We start from the raw sequence: 21,966 nt of genomic DNA, 5'->3' as shown, positions 1-21,966 counted from the left end.
AACTACAAAAGAGATATGAGAATCGCGAAAATAATTTCCCGGTATGCCCTCGGTGTTTTTCTAGGGTTACCGGTCCTTACAGCTGTGGCGTGTAACAACAACCGTCCGGAAAAAGAGTGCATCACCTTCGAAGAGATGAAAGACCCCACCAACGACACCCTGTCCGACTGGTCGCACGTAACTGCGGGATTGCACGCCTCGTTCATCTCTGTTGATGACAAACTGCCCAAATCCGTGGCACCGGAGATCACCCTCGTCAACAACGTGAAAATTTCCGGATGGAAAGGCGAGAAAGTGTCCGCCCAACTGCTGCTCTGGACTGCCGAGGATATCGACCAGGTAGAGTACGCGTTTAACGACTTCAAGACTGAAGGGAACAGCCTGCCCGCATCTGTAGCACAAGCCCGGTTCGTCCGTTATGTCATGACCGATGAGTTCGGCCCGGGCTGCGGGCACCGCCAACCGGGCGACTTCCCTGCTTCGCTGGCGCCGGACATGCTGGATAACCTGGAATGCTTTAACCTGGATGCAAAAACCGTCAGGCCGCTATGGATCACCTTTGACATCCCTTCCGATGCTACGGCCGGAAACTACAAGGGAGAACTTACCATCTACGCCCGGGGCCAGTCACCCCATAATTTCGAGATCGAACTGGAAATCGTTGACCGGCTGTTGCCCGAGCCGTCAGAATGGAGCTACCACCTCGACCTGTGGCAGCACCCGTCAGCCGTAGCCCGTGTACACAACCTGGAGCTGTGGAGCGACGCCCATTTCGAGAAAATGAAACCGTTGATGCAGATGCTGGCCGATGCGGGACAAAAAGTGATTACTGCTACCCTGAACAAGGACCCCTGGAACAACCAGTGCTTTGATGCGTATGCCGACATGATTGTCTGGACGAAGAACAAAGACCGGAGCTGGAGTTTCGACTATACCGTTTTCGACCGTTGGGTACAGTTCATGATGGATCTGGGCATCAATAAGATGATCAACTGCTACTCTCTCCTTACCTGGAATAACCAGCTGCACTACAACGATATGGAGAAAGGCGAGCTGGTTACCGTAGAGCTGAAGGCGCAGTCGAAAGAGTATGAAGAGCTGTGGGGAGTGTTCCTGAAAGACTTTACCCGTCACCTCCGGGAAAAGGGATGGCTGGAAAAGACCAATATCGCGATGGACGAACGTGGGCCTGCCGATATGAAGGCAGCCCTTAGAGTGTTGGAACTCTATGCACCCGAGCTGGGTGTTTCGCTTGCGGATAATCACAAGAGTTACCGCGAATATCCGTGGATAAAAGATATTTGCGTGGGTGCCAGCAACAAGGTAAGCCGTGAAGAGATCGAGGCACGAAGAGCAAAAGGGCTTACCACCACTTACTACGTCTGTTGTGCCGATAAATTTCCCAACATGTTTACTTTCTCCCCCTCGGCAGAATCGGTATACGCAGCCTGGTATGCGGCTGCCCTCGATTTAGACGGATTCCTGCGCTGGGCCTATAACTCCTGGGTAGAGAACCCGCTGACCGACTCCCGTTTCCGGACCTGGCCGGCAGGAGACACCTATTTCGTGTATCCCGATGCCCGAAGCTCCATCCGGTTTGAACGACTGGTGGAAGGGATTCAGGACGCGGAAAAAATCCGGGTACTGCGGAAAAAGTACACCGGAGAGAACACGCCCGAATCCCTGAAGAAGCTGGCGCAGCTAGAAGAGGCGATTGCCGGGTTCGGCACGCTGGAACCTTCAAGCGACTGGCAGAAGAGATTGAGCGACGCCAAGAGGTTGCTGAACACGCTTTAGAACGTGACGTAAAAATGAAAAAGTACAACACGGTAATCCGCACAACGTGGGCCGGCATCGGCTCACTGGCCCTGCTGACCGCCTGCCAAAATAAAAACGAGGAGCCCCGGCAGCCGAACATTATTTACATCATGAGCGACGACCATGCCTATCAGGCAATTAGCGCTTACGGATACGGACTCAACCGGACACCCAATATCGACCGGCTGGCGAAGGAAGGTGCCCTGTTTACCCGGTCGACCGTCACCAATTCCATCAGCGCTCCGAGCAGGGCTGTATTGTTGACAGGCAAACACAGTTTTGTCAATGGCAAGGTGGACAACGTACAGCCGTTCGACTGGGACCAGCCCAACTTCCCGAAGCTCATGCAGGCCAACGGCTACCAGACAGCCATGATCGGCAAGATACACCTCGACGGTATCCCCCAGGGATTTGACTTCTCCATGGTGTTGCCCGGACAAGGCCAGTACTACAATCCCGACTTCCTGATCAACGGAAAGAAGATCCGAAAGGAAGGGTACTGCACCGATATCATCACCGAAGCTACTCTCGACTGGCTGAAAAACAAACGGGATCCCGGGAAGCCGTTCTGCGTGCTCTATCACCAGAAAGCACCGCATCGTAACTGGCAGCCGGCACCGGAGTACCTCAACCTCTTCGACGACGTCACCTTTGAGCCCCCCTCCACTTTCTTCGACAATTACGAAGGGCGGGGAAGGGCCGCAAAGGAGCAGGAGATGCAGGTCCACGGGCATGCTACGTGGGGGCACGATTTTAAAATGATCGTGGATCCGCAGGGCGATAGCACCGGATTTCACCGTGAGCTCGAGCGGTTTACGCCGCAGCAACGCGAAAAGTGGCTGGCAGCCTATACACCCAAAAACGAAGCGTTCAAAGTCAGTTACCCCCACCTCACCGACGAACAGATTGCCCGATGGAAGTACAACCGGTACATCAAAGATTACCTGCGCACCATCCAATCGGTGGATGACGGCGTGGGCCAGCTACTCGACTACCTGGAAGAGGCCGGGTTGTCGGAAAACACTATTGTGGTGTACACCTCCGACCAGGGATTTTACCTGGGCGAACACGGGTGGTTCGACAAGCGGTTCATGTATGAAGAATCGTTCCGGACACCGTTATTGATCCGCTATCCCAAAGAGATCAGGCCCGGCACCGTTGTCGACAAACTTGTTCAGAACCTCGATTTTGCACCTACCCTCCTCGATTATGCCGGCATCACTCCACCGGAAGAGATGCAAGGGGAAACGTTCCGGGAGCTGGTTGCCGGAAAAACCGACGAGTGGCGCGACGCGGTCTATTACACCTATTACGAGTATCCTTCGGTACACATGGTGAAGCGCCATTACGGCGTGGCTACTGAACGATACAAGCTGATGCATTTCTATTACGACATCGATGAATGGGAACTGTACGACCTGCACACGGATCCGATGGAGTTGAGGAATGTCTACAACGATCCCGGTTATGCCGGTGTGCGCGAAACGATGCACAAGAAACTGGAGGAGCTGCGGAGACAGTACGGGGACAGCGATGAGCTGGACAAAAAGTTCCTGAAAGAATACCTCGAGCATCAAAATTAATGCATATGAAAACAACGATCCTTTTACTGATCTTCTTCCTCACCCTCTTTCACAGCGGGGCACAACCCGTTTCTCTGCAGGAGGGCAACCGATTTCCCCAGAGGGAAAACACCCGCAGGATCATGAGTTACAACATCCACCACGGCAGGGGAATGGACGACACAGTCGATATCGAACGCATCGGAAAACTGATCCTCGCTGTCAACCCGGAAGTGGTCGGCCTGCAGGAGGTGGACAGCATGACGAACAGGAGCGGCAACATCGATATTATCCGGCTGCTCTCCGAGCAGACCGGGATGTACGCTACCTTCGGCTACTCCATCCTGCACGACGGAGGAAAATACGGCAACGGCATGCTGACTCGGGAAAAACCGGCGGCGGTGAAGAAAATCGACCTGCCCGGAGCCACTGAAGCCCGCACAGCGCTCATCGTAGAACTTGAAAAGTATGTGGTGGTCAACACCCACCTTTCCCTCACCGGGGAAGAGCGACTGCAATCGGTAAAAATCATCACCGAAGCCGTGAGCGGTTACAACAAACCGGTCTTCCTGATCGGGGATTTGAACGCAACCCCCGACTCGGCCCCCATCGAATTCCTGAGAAAAGGATGGCAGATACTTTCCAACCCCAAACAACCCACCTCACCCTCAGTCAATCCGCTCAACACGATCGATTATATATTTGGATACACAGCCAAAGGAGAGACCTACGCCAGGTACAAGGCCGAGGTGGTGGATGAACCGGTGGCATCCGACCACCGTCCCCTGTTCGCCGATATACGCCTCAAGACACCTGCATCGGAGGTGATGCGTACCATCCCTTACCTGCAAAATCCGGGAAGCGACGAGATGACCGTTATGTGGCTTACCCATGTTCCGGCGCGAAGCTGGGTGGAATACGGTACCGACAGTACCCGCCTGCAACGGGTGCGACCCTTCCTCGAAGGAGTGATGGTAGCAAACAACAAGATCCACCGCGTACACCTGAGCGGCCTCCGCCCTGGCACGAAGTACTATTACCGGGTTGTCTCGCAGGAAATCACCCGCTATTCCAGTTACTATAAGGAGTTCGGTGATACGGTCCGGTCCGACCTGAAAACGTTTACCACCTGGAACGATAAAGCGCGGGATTTCCGGGTTATCGTCTACAACGACCTCCACAGCAACATGACGATGTTCCACAAGTTGCACGCGCTGGTAGAGGAGAAGCCGTACGATCTGGTTATCTTCAACGGCGATTGCTTCGATGACGTGGAAGTCGAGGGAGATATCGTGAACCGGTTGCTCGCCTACACGCCCCGCATTAAAAGCGATGAGGTGCCCTCCGTCTTTATTCGGGGGAACCACGAAACACGGGGCGAATACTCCCTACACCTGTGGGATTACCTCGGGAGAATGAGAGGCCGTTCCTACAGTGCTTTTTCCCTGGGGGACACCCGCTTTGTCCTTCTTGACTGCGGGGAAGACAAACCCGACAGCCACGAGGTCTATTACGGCATGAACGACTTCACGCAACACCGGATCGATCAGGCCAACTTTCTGAAAGAGGAACTGGAGTCCGGAGCCTTTACCCAAGCAACCAAACGGATACTGATCCACCACATTCCCATTTTCGGGGTGAACCCCGGCAGCTTTTCGCCCTGCTCTGACCTCTGGATACCGGTACTGAAAGGTGCACCGTTCGATATCTCCCTCAATGCCCATACTCACCGCTTCCGGGTGATCGAGAAAGGCGAAGCGGGAAATAACTTTCCCGTCATCATCGGAGGAGGGAACAAGGAGCCCGATGGCACGGTGATGGTCCTCGAGAAGAAAGGTGACAGGCTGACCGTTGAAGTGATCAATGCCTCGGGGGAGAGATTGCTGAAAAGAGTGCTCCCGGTAACCGACTAGACAGACATGACTATGAAAAATCATCAAAAACTGTTGCTGGGTGTATTGCCGGCAACCCTGGGGAGCATCCTACCTGCGGCATCCCAACCGGAAAAAGATCAAGCCGGGGCAAACCGGCCCAATATCCTGTGGATCTCTACCGAAGATTTCAGCCCCCACCTGGGGTGTTACGGCGATGAACTGGCCAGGACCCCCAACATAGACCGGCTGGCAGCAGAGGGAATACGTTATACCCATGTGTTTACAACTGCAGCAATCAGCGCTCCCTGCAGAGCCGGCATCATAACGGGCATGTATCAGACCTCCATCGGATGCATGCACATGAGAACAACGAGCTATCGCCGCTCCGTTGAGAATCCCGTTGAGTTCACAGCGGTCCCCCCGCATTACGTCAAAGCTTTTACCGAATACCTAAGGGCAGGCGGATACTATTGCACCAACAATAGCAAGACCGACTATCAGTTTGCCAAAGATCCTGTGCCGGAAAGCATCTGGGATGAGTGCGGCAATCAGGCCCACTACAAAAACCGCCCGGAAAAAGACCAACCTTTCTTCGCAGTCTTCAACTATACGGGAACCCACGAGAGCCAGAACTGGGACATTTCACGGGTGAAGACCAATCCCGACAAGGTGAAGGTTCCTCCTTACTATCCCGATACCGACATTGTCCGGCGCAACCTTGCCAGGATGTACGACAATACTGCTAGACTCGATTCGGTCGTAGGCAGGCTGCTGGACGAACTGGAGAAAGAGGGGTTGGCGGACAACACCGTAGTCTTTTTCTGGGGAGATCACGGCGACGGACTCCCCCGGGCCAAAAGGTGGTTGTACGATTCAGGGTTAAACATCCCGCTAATCATCCGTTTTCCCGGCAAGCGGGATGCGGGATCGGTCAACGACGACCTGATCTCGGCCATCGATCTCGGCCCGACGGTTCTCTCGCTTAGCGGCATCCCCGTCCCTGTTCACATGCAGGGACTGCCCTTTCTGGGGCCACAGGCCGGAGCCCCCAGGGAGTATGTCTTCGCAGCACGCGATCGGGTGGATGAGTCGTACGACATGATGCGCTCCGTCCGCAACAAGAAATACCTCTACATCCAAAACTACTACCCCAATGAGCCTTTCGCTATTTGGGTTCCCTACCTCAACCGGATGCCGATCATGCAGGAAGTGATGCGCCTCAATGCGGAAGGCAAGCTGACCGTTCACCAGAAAAAATGGATGGCAGACAGCCGGCCGCCGGAAGAGCTCTACGATGTGGAGGCTGACCCTTTCCAATTGAACAACCTGGCCGAAAACCCGGAATACAGGAGAGTGCTCGATGAGATGCGCCTCCAACAAAAGCGGTGGAGAGAGGAAACCAACGACATGGGGTTACTCAACGAGTCGGAAATGATTGAGCAGATGTGGCCTGGCGGGAAACAACCGGTAACGGATAAGCCCTACTTCGTTGTGAATGCGGAAGAGGACCGGGGATTGAAAAACTACCGGGAAGGAGGGACCTACACACTCCCGATGTCCTTGTCGTTCTATTGCCCCACACAAGGTTCTTCCATAGTGTATACTACAGAAGAAGGCGATTCTCCTCGCTGGAAGCTGTATGCCGGGAGTCTCAGGCTGACAGAGGGGACGCATACCATCCGGGTAAAGGCCGTCAGGTACGGATACAGATCCAGTGAAGAACTGACGGGAAAATTTACGATTTTACCTCGTAGAAACCCCTGAGCATCCCTTTTCACCTTTTAAGCCATCCCATGAACCCCTTCTTTATTTTTCAAATTCTTTACTAAAGTTATCTCCGATCTAAATATTTACACTAAATTTGCACGCAATGTAATCAGGATATTATGATTTAACCCTCTATATATCAGATGTCAATATTAAATCAGTCCTTGTTTAGTGCCGGTCTGGAAAGAATAAAGGGGAAAAATCAGACAGGGCCTGACAATATATATGTGTATAATTATTTATAGAGAAAACAGCAGAAATGTTCCCGATCTAATCTCTTTTTGTTAATGTATGATGAGGCGCAAATATTAGACCAGTTGAAAGAAGGAAACGAAGATGTTTTTTTGTTTGTGTTTCGTAGATATTACAAGGATCTGGTTTTGTTCGCCGGAACAATTCTTTCCAATAGAAGGGATATTTGTGAGGATATCGTACAGGATGTTTTCCTGGATCTTTGGAACCGTCGTAGTAGCATCAGTATCAAGACTTCTCTTAAAGGCTTTCTCCTGCAATCTGTCCGAAATGGATGCCTGGACGAATTACGGCACGGTAAAGTTGTCAGGGCCCACGTTGACTATGTTTCATTTTTAGGGAACGATACTGACTCTTTGACTGAACAATATATCTTGTACTCAGATTTGGAATCCCGTTTAAAAGAAGGATTGAGCGCAATGCCCGAAGAATATCGTCAAGCATTTGAGTTAAACCGGATTTACGGATTAAAGTATAAGGAGATTTCGGCCGGCTTGCATGTGTCTGAAAGAACTATTGAAGAAAGAATAGGAAAAGCGTTAAAATTCCTGCGTCATTATTTAAGAGACTTTTTTCTATGGATATCATTTTTACTTTATTTATAGTTTCATGATGTGGAAAAGAGAAGATGAAACGTCTTATCAATACAGAAAATAACCGTTGAACGGGTTCATTAAGCAAGAGCTAAGGTGATCGTTCATCCGACGGATGATTTGCCGAGCGAAAAAAATGTCGAATGAGTTTCAACGATTTTATGATAAAAAAAGAACTGAAATTGGAACGAGATATAGAAATATTAATTGTCAGGTCTTTCAACGGGACCATCACTTCTGAAGAGAAAGAGCGATTGGCTGTTTGGTGCAACGAAAGTGCAAAAAACAGACAAGCTTTTGCTCAATTAAAGAATATCTGGGATACGACACACCCTGCATTTCCCGCTCAAGATATTCGTATCGATCGGGCAGAAGCAAAAATACTGAGAGAAATAAGAAAAGGAAAGAGAGGGCAAACTCGCTTTCTTGTGTGGTGGCAACGGGCAGCGGCAGTCATCGTCATTCCGTTGTTGTTAATTTCCTTGTATCTATTTTTTAATCGTCAATCCAAGGAAGAGTTCATTGATTCACGACAAGAGATCATTGCGCCTAAAGGCACCTATACGCAAATAACCCTACCCGACGGATCCACGGTTTGGCTCAATTCCGGCAGCAAGCTATCTTATTCCATCCCTTTTGAAAAAACCAAACGGGAAACCTTCCTGGCAGGCGAAGCATTCTTTGATGTAAAGGCTAACCGGGAATCCCCCTTTATTGTTGTCGCCGATGGCATCAGTATCACGGCTACCGGAACGAAATTCAATGTGGATGCCTACCCTTCCGACACACTACGGACAATCACCCTGGAAGAAGGCCATGTTTTCATCGAATCACCTCAACAGCACAAAAAAACGGAAATGGATATTAACCGGCAATTTGTATGGAACACAAATACCAACCGGCACGATGTGTATACCGTGGATGCTTCACTGTACGGCAAATGGAAAGAAGGAATTCTTATTTTCAGGGATGAAACCCTCGAAAATATCTTTAAAAGAGTGGCCAGAACCTTTAATGTGGATATTTCCATAAAAGATCCTGCATTAGCAAAACAACGTTACAGGGCTACCTTTGAACAGGAATCGTTAGACGAAATACTTGAATTGTTGCGGATGTCTGCTCCTATCCGTTATAGTTTCAACGGGGATAAGCGGAACCCAAAAAAAATAATTGAGGTATCCCAGAATTAGTAGCGGAAAATATAAACAAATTTTATCCCATATTCGATTTTTTTCACTTTCGGATGTGGGATTTCTTTTTTGAAACGTCTTAGATACAGAAGCACGTTAATTTTACTTTAATCATTTCAAAAAAAACATGTATGATAAATTTTAAAAGAAGGAACGCATTTCGTCCTATTATTGTCTTTCTGTGTATGCTTTTTGGATCGCATTTCGCAGGATTCCAGGCACAAGCGCAGATTAGCCTTTCGTTAGATTTACAAAACGTACCGTTGGAACAAGTATTTTCGGCTATCGAGGCCAGAACAAGTTACCGCTTTTTATACAACAAAGAACTGGTAGAGGTAACCCGCAAAGTAAGTGTAAATGTACAGAACAAGGATTTGAGTGTTGTTTTATCGCAATTGTTTACCGGAACGGATATTACATACACCCTGAAAAACAAGCAGATTGTCCTGAACCGAACCTCAGAAAAACAAAGTCAACCCATTAAAACACTAAAAAAAGTTACCGGAAAAATAGTGGATGAAAAAGGAGAGCCCATTATAGGGGCAAATATCGTTGAAGCCGGAACCACCAATGGGACCGTTACAGATGTGGATGGAGAATTTTCGTTGGATATTGAAGATAACGCCCAAATTAACATTTCTTACATCGGTTATCACACAAAGGAGATGTCTGCAGAGGGAAAAAATACTTTTAACATTGTACTTATAGAAGATACCCAGGCATTGGAAGAGTTAGTCGTTGTAGGATATGGCGTACAGAAGAAGGCAAATCTAACGGGAGCCGTATCGTCTGTTCGATTTGACGAAGCATTGACGGGCCGTTCTTCGTTGAACTTGTCTTCCGCATTAACCGGCTTAAGTGCCGGGCTCAACATTTCCCAGATGTCGGCCACTCCAGGTGCGGAGGACTTAAACATCTTCGTAAGGGGTAAGGGAACTATGAACGACGCATCGCCTCTGATTATTATTGATGGGGTGCCGGGAGCATTGAATGATGTAAATCCCAGTGATGTGGAGAGTGTTTCCGTTTTAAAAGATGCATCTTCCTCTTCAATTTATGGTTCAAGGGCTGCCAACGGTGTTATCCTGGTTACCACCAAACGGGGTGTTGAAGGTAAAGTTAATGTCGTTTACAATGGATATATGGGATGGCAGAGTGCTGCAAAAGAGATCGAGTTTATCAATGATATGGCAACACATATGGAGTTAGTTAACGAATCGGAAAGACGTGAAAAATACCCTGTCAGTTTGATCGACAACTGGAGGAAAGAAGCCGAATCAGGCAACATCTTATATCCTAATACAGATTGGTATGATGAGATTTTAAACACCTCTGTTTTGACCGAGCATAACCTGACAGCAAGAGGCGGTAGTGAAAAAGGCAAATTTTACTTATCCCTCGGTTATTTGGATAATAAAGGAATTATTGACAATTCGGGTTATACCAAATATTCATTCCGGTTAAGTGCCGATTCAAAAATATCCAATGGATTGGAGCTAGGGGGAACCGCCTTTGGAACCTGGTCGGATAGGGATCCTATTGATGTAACGAGTTTCTTTAACAATATCAGGAATACCACCCCGGGCGTCATCCCCAAATATACGGACGGGCGTTATGGCGGCGAGATGTTTGAAGGGCTTCCCCAAGGGTCAAATCCGCGTGCATATATAGATAATATCCGGGGAAACTATGAAAGGCAGAAACTAGGATTAAAGTTTTATGTAAAAACAAAATTCTTACATTTCTTTGATTGGGAAAACAGTCTGGGTTTTAACTACGATAACCGCCGTAATTGGGAATATACCCGCCCATATGCTTTGTGGAATTTACAAACGGATTTTGAATACCAAAAGAAGCCGAGCATCAACAGCCTATTCAACGGAAACAGAAGGGATTACTCAATGATTTTTAACTCTCTTTTACGCTTTAACACCTCTTTTCTGGACCATCACCACCTGACGGCATTGGTCGGATTCGATCAACAATACAACCGGATGGATAAATTCGATGCAAAGAAAAACGACATATTGGGGGATGATGCCATATACATCATGGATGTAGGCGTCAATCTTGAATCGATTACCGGATCCGGGACAGACGATGCCCTTCAGTCTTATTTTGGACGTATTAATTACGATTACAAAAACAAGTACCTGCTTGAGATAAATTCCCGGTATGACGGATCATCGAGGTTTGCGAAAGAGAACCGATGGGGTTTCTTCCCATCATTCTCGGCCGGTTGGAGATTAACGGAAGAACCTTTTGCCCAATCATTAAAAACAGTTTTTGATGATATTAAATTAAGAGGATCGTGGGGGAAACTGGGGAATAACAGAATTGGAGATTATACTTATCAAGTGGTGTATGGCTCTTTTCTTTACCCGTTTGGCAACCAGCTTCAACAAGGGGTAGCCCCGATTGAAATCGCAAACAGCAAAATAAAATGGGAAACTACAACCATTACTAATGTAGGGATAGACTTGCTTCTGTTAAAGAGCAGATTATCGTTAAGTGCCGAATATTATGATAAGATCACGAGCAACATATTAACTAAAATTCCCATTCCTCTGGTAATGGGGAACTTCCTACCTCCCTGGCAAAATATAGCCGAGATGGAGAACAGGGGTTTCGAACTTCAATTAACCTACCTGGGCAATATCGGAAAGGATTTTTCTTACAATATCGGAGGAAATTTGTCAACCGTGAATAATAAGGTGATAAAGTTCAATGGCGAAAAATCAATTGACGGAACTACAATCACAACTGAAGGAAAATCACTCAATAGCTACTATTTGCTCGAATTTGACCATATCCTACAAGACCAGGCTGAAATAGACAAGTTATTAGCAGATGGATATAAATTTGGGACTTATGTCGGAGGAACTCCCTCACCCGGTGACATGCTGTATAAAGACGCCAATAATGACAAAATATTTAATGATGAGGATCGGGTTATTAAAGATTATTCTCCCCTTCCAAAAATGACGTACGGAATAGACCTCGGAGCAGCATACAAAGGTCTGGACTTTAATCTTGTGGGACAAGGCGTCAGTGGCGTAAAAGGGTATTGGGGGAATGATGGTTTTAATACTTTCAATATCAATGAAGGTTTCTTGTTGCGAAAAGAGATCTTAAACCGTTGGACTCCCGAAAAAAAATCGACAGTTTATCCCCGTTTGTTAACATCGGGATCTTCACTTAATACCGCCTATAGCGATTATTGGTTATACAATACCTCCTATTTCAGAATTAAATCCTTACAGGTAGGTTATACTTTACCAACAAAAATAACGTCCAAGCTTTTCGTCGACCGGCTAAGGATATATACAAACCTGGAAAATTATCTCACGTTTACCCGTTTTGAAGGATACAATCCGGAAAATCCGAACATGTCTTATCCTTTGATGAAGCAGTGGGTGATTGGTCTAAATATAACATTATAAAAAAAGAGTCATGAAAAATAAAAAGAATATAAAAATATTAGTTCTACTGGCTGTTTGTATTTTGTCTTCTTGCAATGATTTTCTTGATCGAAATTCATTAGTGGGATTATCTGAAGGAAACTTTTGGAAGTCGCAGGAAGATGCGATTATGGGCATTAATTCGTTGTATCACGCCAACCGTGAATTTACCAATAGCATAGTAATGTATGGCATGATGGACGATTTTACCGATATTTCTTATCAGTCATGGTCAACAGGCCTCACTACGGGAAATTTTCCGGCTAATGCTTCTTTTTATGCCAACTCGTGGGGCATATTCTATAAAGGTATTTACCGGGCAAACACAGCGATAAAGCATATACCGGAAATTGAGATGAGTGAGGACATCAAGAAACGCACCTTGGGAGAAGCGTTGTTTCTGAGGGGGTATTTCTATTTTAAGCTCTGGGACTTTTTTGGCGAAGTTCCTCTTTATGACTCCCCCATGAATGTTGACGAAGCCTATAAGGCACGTAATACAAATGAGGAGGTGTATGAATTTATTGTGCGTGATATGACGGATGCCTATTCATACCTGCCGGAAAGCTATGATCAGACAAATGTGGGACGCGCCACTAAATGGGCCGCGTTAGCTATGAGAGGGAAAGCACATTTATGGGCGAAACAATACGAAAAAGCGGCTGCCGATTTTAAGGAGGTCATGGAAAAAAGCGACCGGAAATTACTGAACAACTATCATGATTTATTTCGTGTAGCGGGGAACAACAACAGCGAAGTCATTTTCGATGTACAATATATCGCAGAAAAGGGACACGGTATCGCAACCGATCGGAACTATGGAAACGCCATGGGGGCGACAACCGGATCACAGCGTACGCGGCCGACACCTAAATTGGTCAATTCCTACGAGATGATAGACGGCACCCCCTTTGATTTTAATAAGTATACCAATGCGGAGGGAGAGACTTTTAACCCTGATAGTCCTGCTGATTGGAAAGACGAAGCCTCGGTAAGAAAATTGTTTGAAAACAGAGACCCCCGTTTGCATCAGTCAATAATAGTTCCCTGGGCAGAATTTGTGGGGAAAAACAGCATTTCACTAACTTACAGATTCCCAGTCGTTAATACCCCTGATGCCTATGTGCCTGTATGGAAAAACGGGAGTTATTCCTGGAGGAAATTTGTTGAAACAGGTTCTGTATATGGTTTGCAGGATAACATGCCTCAAAATTTTCCACTTATTCGCTTAGCTGACGTAATACTGATGTATGCGGAAGCAAAAAACGAAGCCCTCGGCGCTCCTGACCAGTCTGTTTATGATGCTATAAACTCGGTTCGTGTCCGTGCGGGCATGCCCACTATACCTGCAGGACTGGATAAAGCGCAAATGTTCGAAAAAATTCAGCACGAGAGAATGATAGAGTTTTGTGGGGAAGGGCAACGTTATTCAGATATCCGGAGATGGAAGATTGGGAAAGAGGTGGTAGATGGAATTTGGATGACGGAATTTACCGGAGTAAAAATCCGTCAAAGAGGGTTTCCCGACCATTATTACCTATGGCCCATACCCCAGACAGAAATAGATTTAAATCCTAAATTAACGCAAAATCCGGGCTGGAAATAAGGAGAGCGACGGGTCTCAGATCAATTGCTATCATGGATTTTATTGTGCTCTTTATAGTATCGGATGACACTTATTTTATGGTTCATAAATATGTTTTTTCTACTTTACTTTTGTTATTTCTCAGTGCCTCTTTGTTCTCTCAACAAAAGAGCAACAGCACTGAGTTGTCGCTGACTTCAAAAGAGGCGCGTATTAATCCTAATACCGTTAGGAGAACAAGTAATGACCAATTGTTAGAACTAAAAGATAGCATTAAAAGGGATGCGGAGGGTGAGGTTTGGAGAGAAGCCGATATAACATTTCCCCTTCGTATCCCTCAGGGAGGGAGGTATTTATTGAGCAGTCACGTGAAACGGACCCAGTTTCCCAACGGCCCCGTAAATGATCTGAATATCGAGATACAAATCGGAAATCAGCGCATTACAAAAAGAATTGTATCGGATGCAAGAAATTACACATACCATGTCTTGGGGGATTTTGTAATAACCGAATCTGATTCACTTCTAAGAGTTTGGCTTCCTAAAGGTATCCAGTTTGAAAAGATTGTAGTAAATGAATATTGTCCGGTTACAGTTCCAGAAACGGTTCAAATTTATCAACCTCCCATTGTTCCTCCTGAAGGCCATCCCCGCCTTTGGGTTAACGGAGAGTCGTTACCGGTTGTTAAAGCACGTTTGGACAAAGGTGAAAATCACCGTGTATGGCAACAAGTAAAAAAGGATGCTCTGCAAGAATTCACCTTTCACTTTTATCCGTGGAAAGAGATACCCTATTCTACCGATTTAGAAAAAACGGTGCAAACTAAAGCTTTCTACTATTTGATGACTGATGAAAAAAAGGTTGGGCGGGAAGCGATCAGCATCCTAAAAAATTATTTATCCGTATTGGAATACGGAAATATAAACTATGGAGATATAACCCGAGACATAGGACACACAATCTATGTATCGGCTCTTGTGTACGATTGGTGTAACGGTTTATTGACAAAGCAAGAAAAAAAACAGCTTTATGAACGTATGATGGATTTATCCCGAAAAATGAGTATCGGCTGGCCTCCGTTTAAAGAAAGCATTGTAAACGGACACGCTGCAGAAGCTCAGGTAAATCGTGATTTATTGTCCATGAGTATTGCCATTTATGAGCAAGACCCTATTCCGTACAAATATACATCCTACCTTATTTTAGAAGAACTGGTTCCCATGCGCCGGTTTCAATATCAATCTGCCCGCCCCAATCAAGGAGTAGACTATGGGGCATACCGACATATGTGGGAAATGAATGCGGCCTGGCTCTTTTATAGAATGTCCGGCAGGCAGGTATTCGACGATAACATAAAAAAGCTGCCGCTTTACTGGATGTATATGCGGCTACCCAACGGAAGGCTGTTCCGCGACGGCGATGTGTTCAGAGAGGTAAACCGAATGAAGCCTTATTATTGGGGGCAACCCGAAATGCTGTTGTTGGATTACTGTTATTCTGAGAATGCAATTTTGAAAGCAGAATTTCAACGCCAGGGAGGGATACCCGACAACCCGATCCTCTTTTTGTTGCTGAATAATCCGGAATTGATCCCCTCTGAAGATTACAGTCATTTCCCATTAGCTTTTTCTACGGGAAATGTTACCGGATCCCTCATTTCCCGTACCGGCTGGAATATGAAGCCGGGGAGTGATGACGTAGTGGCTGAAATTAAAGGAGGAGGATATCTTTTTGGGAACCATCAACATGCAGATGCCGGAGCCATACAAATTTATTACCATGGCCTACAGGTCTGTGATTTGGGGCTTTACATCTCATACGGATCGCCTTACGATTTTAATTTCAATAAACGATCCGCCTCCCACAGTATGATGCTCGTTGTTGATCCCGATGAGGCGTTTGGAAATAATCTGCTCAATGACGGCGGAACCCGATTTAACCAGCGGAGTCCTAAGTCGGTTTTTGATACGCTACATGATCCTTGGTTCAGTAACGGTGTTGTCCTTGCCTCAAACATAGAACATAATAACAATAGCTTTCAGTATAGCTATTTTAAGGCCGACCTTACCCATGCCTATTCATCCAAAGTTAGAAACTACACCAAAACATTCTGCTTTGTGAATACAGGGAATAAGCAGGTGCCTGCCTTTATTGTAGTATTGGACAATATCACTTCTTCAAACGCCGATTTTAAAAAATTCTGGAAAATAAATACAATAAAAGAACCTCTTATTTCCGATTCTTCCATTCTACTGCACAATAGGGAAGAGACCGGACCTACCGGATGGACTCATATTAAAACATTACTGCCTGCAAAAGCAAACCGGAAGACGGTGTATTGGAACAGCCAGGATACCGTTAATCCGATTGCACCTTTGCCTGCAATCAGCACGCATGAACCTGAAACAAAGGGGTACCAGCTTGTGATATCCCCCCAACAAGCCAATAAAAAAGATACTTTTTTGAATCTATTCCTGATGGCAGCAGACGGTGTAAGGCCCCCGTTGGTTCATTTTGATGAGACGAGCACGGAATACAGAATTAAAGTCCATGACTATCTTGTTGTACTGCCCTCAAAATCGGAGTTACTTCCCGATTCTTTTGATATCACCCTTTTGGATCATTCCGACCAAAAAGTCATATTGGCAGGATTGAAGCCGGGCCTTTGGTATGTATGTAAACAAGATAACAATACACATTTTAAATTTAAGGTTAAAGAAAATGCCAATTCATTGCAATTTTCAGGAAATCATGGAACATATAAGATTTGGCGCAACAATCCGGATTCGGAAGGAGAAACGCAATGAATAGATCGAAGCCTCAAAAGCATTTAATTGCGGAATTACTTTTCACACAACATAAACATATGAATCACAAAGATATAATACAAATAATTTACAATAAACACATTATGCCACACAACTTTTTTAAACCAACCATCACGGTCATTATCGTAGTGTTTTTTTTCATAATGCTCATTTCATGTAAAAAAAAGGATTCCATTCAATACGACAAAGTTAACCGTATTACACGTCAAGAATCAATAAAACCGGTAAGGCCTTACGAAGATCTTTTTTGGAACAAATACTCCCAACAATTTATTTATGCTCCATACTTTAAGGTTGAGCCTGCTCCTAACGCACAAAAATATGTTTTTGCAGCAAGAGGTGTCGACAATAAAGAATACACTTTTGAATCGACAAGCCCTTGTGAAAGTTTATCCCCCATATGGGCCGATTTACCTGTTGGTTTCATGAAGTTGACTGTTTCCGGGATGGATGAGGCGGGGAACGAAATCGACAAGCATGAATTTTCGTTCTATAAAGCCGCTTTTTTTAATGGGCCTTATCATCAAAAAATGTTGAACTACCGAAAAAGTGCCGAAATGGCATTGGAGTACGAGTTTAATCAACCGCACATACAAAATTGGGCATTCAACGGTACTCCAGATACCACCTCATACAATTTATACTGTTATCCGTCAAAAATAATAGGAGCAGTGATTGAAAGTATGGTTGAGTATGCAAAAATCTCAGAGCCGAATCGGGAAAAAGCGCTAAAAATAGCCATTAATGCAGCGGAATATCTTATAGGCGTAAGTGAGCCTGTAGGTAGCCCATTGGAGTTTTTCCCTCCCACTTATGCGGGAGAGCAGCGCACATCAAAAGCGTTTAAAAATCAATTCATGATAATTTATCCGGCAAAAACTGCTTCTACCTATTTAGACCTGTATGAAATCACCGGCGATAATAAATTCAAGGAAGCTGCTTTAAAAATCGCGCAAACGTATAAAAAAATTCAGGAACCATCGGGAACCTGGAAGCTGAAATTATGGATAGATGGCTCTCCCGTAACGGAAAACGACTGTATCCCCATTGGGATAATCAACTTTCTGGATCGATTAGAATCGCAGTATGCTGTAACAGAATATGTCGATACGAGAAAAAAAGCTTATGATTGGATCATCAATAATCCGTTAAAGACATACAACTGGTCCGGTCAGTTTGAGGATGTTGCACCGGTAGAACCGTATAAAAATTTATCGAAAGATGAAGCAAGCGCCTTTGCAATATACCTGTTTCAAAACATACATCAAAAGAAGGAATTTCGTTCAGTTGCTGATGATCTGTTGCGTTTTTGCGAAGATCAATTTATTATCTGGGAGAAACCAATGCCTCAGAAGCAGTACAACGTAGAAGAGTGGATAACCCCTTGTGTGTTGGAACAATATGCATGCTATGAACCCATCAATGCAAGCGTAGCCAATATGATGGAAGCCTACCTGACCGGTTATAAGGCAACAAAAAATGAGGTTTATAAAGCTAAAATGATAGAGTTGGCAAATGCCGTAACAGTGGCTCAACACGCAAACACAGGGCGGTACCCTACTTATTGGCAATTGAATGAACGCCAAAAAAAGGAAAGCGGGTATATTGATTGGCTAAACTGTACCAGCTACTGTGTAAAAGTCATGTTGCAAATTTCAGATTCACAATAATAAAATTCAATAAGAGAGGTACGTATGAAAAGAAGGGATTTTTTGATGGGGATTTCAACTGTACCCATCCTGGGTGCATATTCAATAGGGTCGACCAAAAACATACTGAAAGTGTTGGATGATCGTCGCGTCGATTCAAAACGACTGCTGGACATTGACCAGTTTGATGTGATGAGCGAGAGATTACCTGGCTCTACGGGTAATGAACAAACAAGAATAAAAATAGGACTTATCGGAAACGGCTGGCGGGGCGAATCCCTGTTAAACTCTTTCGGTTATTTTCACCCGGATTATGTGGATAAGATGAAGACTGACGGGCAATATGACCGGTGGCTGCCTTATCAGAAAAGACATGAAAACCTCTATGTGGACATCGCGGGTATCTGCGATACATTCGATATTCACGCGGAAAGAGGAATAGAAGTGGGCAGAAACAATATCCGGGAAGAGAGGAGTACCCCGGAAATCTCGTCCGGAATTAAACGGTACAAAACCTATCAGGATATGATCCACAGCAAGGATATTGATGCGGTCATTGTGGCAACACCCGACCATAGCCACGCTCAAATTACAATAGATGCAGTGAAGGCGGGAAAGCACGTATATTTAGAAAAACCGATGTGCCACAGCATAGAAGAAGCGGTCGAATTAAAAAAAGTTGTAAGCGCCTCCAACATCGTCTTTCAGATAGGCCATGAGAATCGACAACAGATGAGTTATAAACTGGGAAGGGAATTGTACCGCAAAGGAGTATTGGGCGACGTATCAATGATCCAGACATTTACCAACAGGAACTCCCTTTTCGGAGCGTGGATCCGGGAGAGAGAATTTGACCATTTGGGAAACCAGCAAACAATAGACTGGAAGGGATTTTTGTGCAATGCCCCCTGGCATGAGTTTGACAGTAAACGCTATTTTAACTGGCAAAGATATAGCGATTACGGTACGGGCATGATAGGAAATGATTTTTCGCACACTTACGATTGTGTAAATCAAGTCTTCGAAATGGGCATTCCGGAATCTGTGATGGCGATGGGTGGCCATTTCTTTTATAACGTGGGCATTGATGATTTGCCCGACGTATTCAACGCTATATTCTATTATCCGGATAGAGCATTGACGATGACCTACGATGGCACCTTAAAAAGTGGTATTTATCGACAAACCAAGGTATTGGGCTCAGAAGCGACAATGGAAATAGATCGGGCAATTATGCTCTATAAAGATCCAAACTCCCAGCGATATAAAGATATTGTGGAAGATTCGGAAGAACCGTTTTATTATTATGCGCCAAATGCCCGCGTAGGGGTAGATGGCATCACTTCTGCAACGGCGACCAGTTATTTTAAAAGCGGCTATGGCCCTACATTTATCGATGGAAAGGTGATCGATGCGACTTTCTTACACCTAAAAGAATGGATAGATGCCATCAGGGGACAGGGAAAAGTAAGTTGCGGCATTGATCAGGGGTTTGAAGAAACCGTTACTTTCTGTCTGGCCAACCTATCATATTTACACAAAAAACCTATTTTCTGGGATAAACAAAATGAACAATACCTTATTGGTTAAAAAAATGGATACAAAATATTCTTCCAGGCAAATTATAACCCTAACTGCATTAAGGGTAGTCATCGGGTGGCATTTCCTCTATGAAGGAATGTTTAAATATATCGGCGGTGTCTGGTCATCGCGCTCTTTCCTGTTAAACAGTACAGGGCCGCTGGCTTCTTTGTTTAAGATGTGGGCGCAATCCGACAAGGCAATACATTATATTGACATGTTAAATATATGGGGGTTAATTTTAATTGGATTGTGTCTGTTTTTGGGATTTTTCGAAAGGCCTGCCAAACTGCTGGGCATCATACTATTATCCCTTTATTATTTTACCTATCCTCCTTTTAGCAGTGCCGCGGCCGGACTTTATGCAGATGGAAATTACTGGATTGTCGACAGGAATCTGATTGAAATTGCATCTCTACTTGTCTTGGCATCATTTCCCACAGGCTACCGTACAGGTCTGGATCGGTTTATGGCAAATTATCCCGTTCGTAGTTTTTTTAATAAAATCACCGGTAAGCCCTTAAAAAATAAATAAATTCCTCAACTTAAGCCATCCCATGAACCCCTTCTTTTCTTTCTTTGCGGGAACAGGAGTATTGCTTATAAAGGCTTCAAACGAGCACTCTCCCCTCACGGTAGCTTGCACCGCCCCGTAGATTATTCCCCAATCGGGGAGTCCTCCTAAATTACGATCATCGATAAACAAATCTGCCTTTAATTTGCGAGGAGAGGCTTCCCGGTTTTCTTCGGGATAATTCGCGTTTGCTGCAAAAAAGTAAATGCCGTTTTGTTCGCAATAATCAATGGCTTCCTGTAACAACTGCCCTTCGCGTACCGTCCAGAGAAGGAGCCGGTGTCCGTCGTTGTGAAGCATGCGAAGGGTCTCGATGGCAAAAGGAATGGGTCTCCCTATTTTTGGATAAGCGTGCTCAACAATGGTCCCGTCAAAATCAACCGCAATAATCATGTCAACCGTTTCTTAATTTTAACGGTAAATATACACATTCTTTTTTTCCCTTCTGTTTTTTTGGCATAAAATGAAAACCTCCGGTACGTACTGGACGTTCCGGAGGAAATTTCGAGGGCTGTGGTCCCACTTGGGCTTGAACCAAGGACTCCCTGATTATGAGTCAGGTGCTCTAACCAACTGAGCTATGGGACCTTTTCGACAGTTCTTGCGTCGAAAGCGGGTGCAATATTACTACTTTTTTTGCAAATTACCAAACCGGAATGCATTAAACTGATCGGAATAAAAGAAAAATGTTTAATTGAAAAGATTAATGATTTTTTCACACTTATTATTCTTATTTTTACACCGCATAAAATGCAGAAACAAAAAAATAAGATCACAACTTCAAAAACAGAAAAAATGGAAGAATTAACATTCCGCGTAAAAGCGCACAGTGAAAATCCCACAAAAACTGTGGTAAAAGCGAGAACTTTCAAGATGATTATAGACGAACCTACCGATCTGGGAGGAACAAACGATGGCCCAAACCCGGTTGAATACGTGTTGGCCGCTTTATCCGGTTGCCTTAACGTCATGTGCCATATTGTGGCCCAGGAAATGAATATAAAACTCAAGGGAGTAGAAATAAAAATATCGGGAGCATTGAATCCGGAGAAATTGTTTGGAAAAGAGACCGAAAATCGTGCGGGTTATAAATCGATACATGTAGAAATCAAGCCCGACACCGATACCGATAAAGATACATTACAGAAATGGATACAAACGGTTGAAGCACGTTGTCCGGTTAGCGATAACCTGACTAATCCTACACCGGTACATATAGCTTTGGCATAAAG

At 45.2% G+C, this 21,966-nt stretch carries 14 protein-coding genes and 1 tRNA gene; 13 read left to right on the top strand and 2 right to left on the bottom strand.

Features of this window, described 5'->3' with window-relative positions; translation table 11 throughout:
- Positions 1 to 15 precede the first annotated feature (15 nt).
- The 12 genes from AACM02_RS02815 to AACM02_RS02760 all read left to right on the top strand — a co-directional run bounded on the left by AACM02_RS02815 (position 16) and on the right by AACM02_RS02760 (position 20,695).
- The gene (locus AACM02_RS02815; protein WP_339116011.1) at positions 16 to 1,797 is read left to right on the top strand and encodes a glycoside hydrolase domain-containing protein; all 1,782 of its coding nucleotides are present in this window, start codon (positions 16 to 18) and stop codon (positions 1,795 to 1,797) included.
- 14 nt (positions 1,798 to 1,811) lie between these two features.
- Positions 1,812 to 3,401, top strand: coding sequence for a sulfatase (locus tag AACM02_RS02810; protein ID WP_339116010.1), 1,590 nt, complete (start codon positions 1,812 to 1,814; stop codon positions 3,399 to 3,401).
- 5 nt (positions 3,402 to 3,406) lie between these two features.
- Entirely contained in the window at positions 3,407 to 5,293 is a 1,887-nt protein-coding gene (locus tag AACM02_RS02805) for an endonuclease/exonuclease/phosphatase family protein (RefSeq protein ID WP_214062735.1), read from the top strand.
- 12 nt (positions 5,294 to 5,305) lie between these two features.
- A complete protein-coding gene (locus AACM02_RS02800; RefSeq protein WP_339116009.1) occupies positions 5,306 to 7,018 on the top strand; it encodes a sulfatase-like hydrolase/transferase in 1,713 nt (570 codons plus the stop codon).
- A 290-nt stretch (positions 7,019 to 7,308) separates the two neighbouring features.
- Positions 7,309 to 7,878, top strand: a complete 570-nt coding sequence (locus AACM02_RS02795; RefSeq protein ID WP_339116008.1) for an RNA polymerase sigma-70 factor — start codon at positions 7,309 to 7,311, stop codon at positions 7,876 to 7,878.
- A 131-nt stretch (positions 7,879 to 8,009) separates the two neighbouring features.
- Positions 8,010 to 9,056, top strand: coding sequence for a FecR family protein (locus tag AACM02_RS02790; protein WP_339116007.1), 1,047 nt, complete (start codon positions 8,010 to 8,012; stop codon positions 9,054 to 9,056).
- 131 nt (positions 9,057 to 9,187) lie between these two features.
- The gene (locus AACM02_RS02785) at positions 9,188 to 12,499 is read left to right on the top strand and encodes a TonB-dependent receptor (protein ID WP_339116006.1); all 3,312 of its coding nucleotides are present in this window, start codon (positions 9,188 to 9,190) and stop codon (positions 12,497 to 12,499) included.
- Positions 12,500 to 12,509: 10 nt separating this feature from the next.
- A complete protein-coding gene (locus AACM02_RS02780) occupies positions 12,510 to 14,123 on the top strand; it encodes a RagB/SusD family nutrient uptake outer membrane protein (protein WP_339116005.1) in 1,614 nt (537 codons plus the stop codon).
- Positions 14,124 to 14,353: 230 nt separating this feature from the next.
- Positions 14,354 to 16,909: a hypothetical protein gene (locus tag AACM02_RS02775; RefSeq protein WP_339116004.1), complete on the top strand. Its 2,556-nt coding sequence runs from the start codon at positions 14,354 to 14,356 to the stop codon at positions 16,907 to 16,909.
- A gap of 104 nt (positions 16,910 to 17,013) precedes the next feature.
- Complete coding sequence (locus AACM02_RS02770; RefSeq protein ID WP_339116003.1) at positions 17,014 to 18,600, top strand: hypothetical protein; 1,587 nt, start codon at positions 17,014 to 17,016, stop codon at positions 18,598 to 18,600.
- A 24-nt stretch (positions 18,601 to 18,624) separates the two neighbouring features.
- A complete protein-coding gene (locus AACM02_RS02765) occupies positions 18,625 to 20,169 on the top strand; it encodes a Gfo/Idh/MocA family protein (RefSeq protein ID WP_339116002.1) in 1,545 nt (514 codons plus the stop codon).
- Between the two features lie 4 nt (positions 20,170 to 20,173).
- Positions 20,174 to 20,695, top strand: coding sequence for a hypothetical protein (locus tag AACM02_RS02760; protein WP_339116001.1), 522 nt, complete (start codon positions 20,174 to 20,176; stop codon positions 20,693 to 20,695).
- Here AACM02_RS02760 and AACM02_RS02755 read toward each other — a convergent pair.
- The gene (locus AACM02_RS02755; RefSeq protein WP_339116000.1) at positions 20,681 to 21,127 is read right to left on the bottom strand and encodes a BT0820 family HAD-type phosphatase; all 447 of its coding nucleotides are present in this window, start codon (positions 21,125 to 21,127) and stop codon (positions 20,681 to 20,683) included. The two genes, AACM02_RS02760 and AACM02_RS02755, sit on opposite strands and share 15 nt — an antisense overlap.
- A 121-nt stretch (positions 21,128 to 21,248) precedes the next feature.
- Positions 21,249 to 21,322, bottom strand: a tRNA-Ile gene (locus AACM02_RS02750).
- A gap of 207 nt (positions 21,323 to 21,529) precedes the next feature.
- Between AACM02_RS02750 and AACM02_RS02745 the strand changes: the two genes are divergently transcribed.
- Positions 21,530 to 21,964 (top strand): OsmC family protein, encoded by a 435-nt coding sequence (locus tag AACM02_RS02745; RefSeq protein ID WP_321719700.1) that lies wholly within the window; start codon positions 21,530 to 21,532, stop codon positions 21,962 to 21,964.
- Positions 21,965 to 21,966 lie beyond the last annotated feature (2 nt).

Source organism: Petrimonas sp., assembly GCF_963921705.1.
In the GTDB taxonomy this organism is placed as follows: domain Bacteria; phylum Bacteroidota; class Bacteroidia; order Bacteroidales; family Dysgonomonadaceae; genus Petrimonas; species Petrimonas sulfuriphila.
The sequence above is the reverse complement of the archived record's forward strand: the minus strand, read 5'-3'. Positions and strand labels throughout refer to the sequence as shown.

Bases quoted from the DNA above. Each gene is read 5' to 3' on its own strand.
- AACM02_RS02800 (WP_339116009.1), top strand. From the start codon at position 5,306: ATGAAAAATCATCAAAAACTGTTGCTGGGTGTATTGCCGGCAACCCTG.
- AACM02_RS02805 (WP_214062735.1), top strand. From the start codon at position 3,407: ATGAAAACAACGATCCTTTTACTGATCTTCTTCCTCACCCTCTTTCAC.
- AACM02_RS02765 (WP_339116002.1), top strand. From the start codon at position 18,625: ATGAAAAGAAGGGATTTTTTGATGGGGATTTCAACTGTACCCATCCTG.
- AACM02_RS02815 (WP_339116011.1), top strand. From the start codon at position 16: ATGAGAATCGCGAAAATAATTTCCCGGTATGCCCTCGGTGTTTTTCTA.
- AACM02_RS02795 (WP_339116008.1), top strand. From the start codon at position 7,309: ATGTATGATGAGGCGCAAATATTAGACCAGTTGAAAGAAGGAAACGAA.
- AACM02_RS02755 (WP_339116000.1), bottom strand. From the start codon at position 21,127: ATGATTATTGCGGTTGATTTTGACGGGACCATTGTTGAGCACGCTTAT.
- AACM02_RS02760 (WP_339116001.1), top strand. From the start codon at position 20,174: ATGGATACAAAATATTCTTCCAGGCAAATTATAACCCTAACTGCATTA.
- AACM02_RS02745 (WP_321719700.1), top strand. From the start codon at position 21,530: ATGGAAGAATTAACATTCCGCGTAAAAGCGCACAGTGAAAATCCCACA.
- AACM02_RS02810 (WP_339116010.1), top strand. From the start codon at position 1,812: ATGAAAAAGTACAACACGGTAATCCGCACAACGTGGGCCGGCATCGGC.
- AACM02_RS02770 (WP_339116003.1), top strand. From the start codon at position 17,014: ATGCCACACAACTTTTTTAAACCAACCATCACGGTCATTATCGTAGTG.
- AACM02_RS02780 (WP_339116005.1), top strand. From the start codon at position 12,510: ATGAAAAATAAAAAGAATATAAAAATATTAGTTCTACTGGCTGTTTGT.
- AACM02_RS02785 (WP_339116006.1), top strand. From the start codon at position 9,188: ATGATAAATTTTAAAAGAAGGAACGCATTTCGTCCTATTATTGTCTTT.
- AACM02_RS02790 (WP_339116007.1), top strand. From the start codon at position 8,010: ATGAGTTTCAACGATTTTATGATAAAAAAAGAACTGAAATTGGAACGA.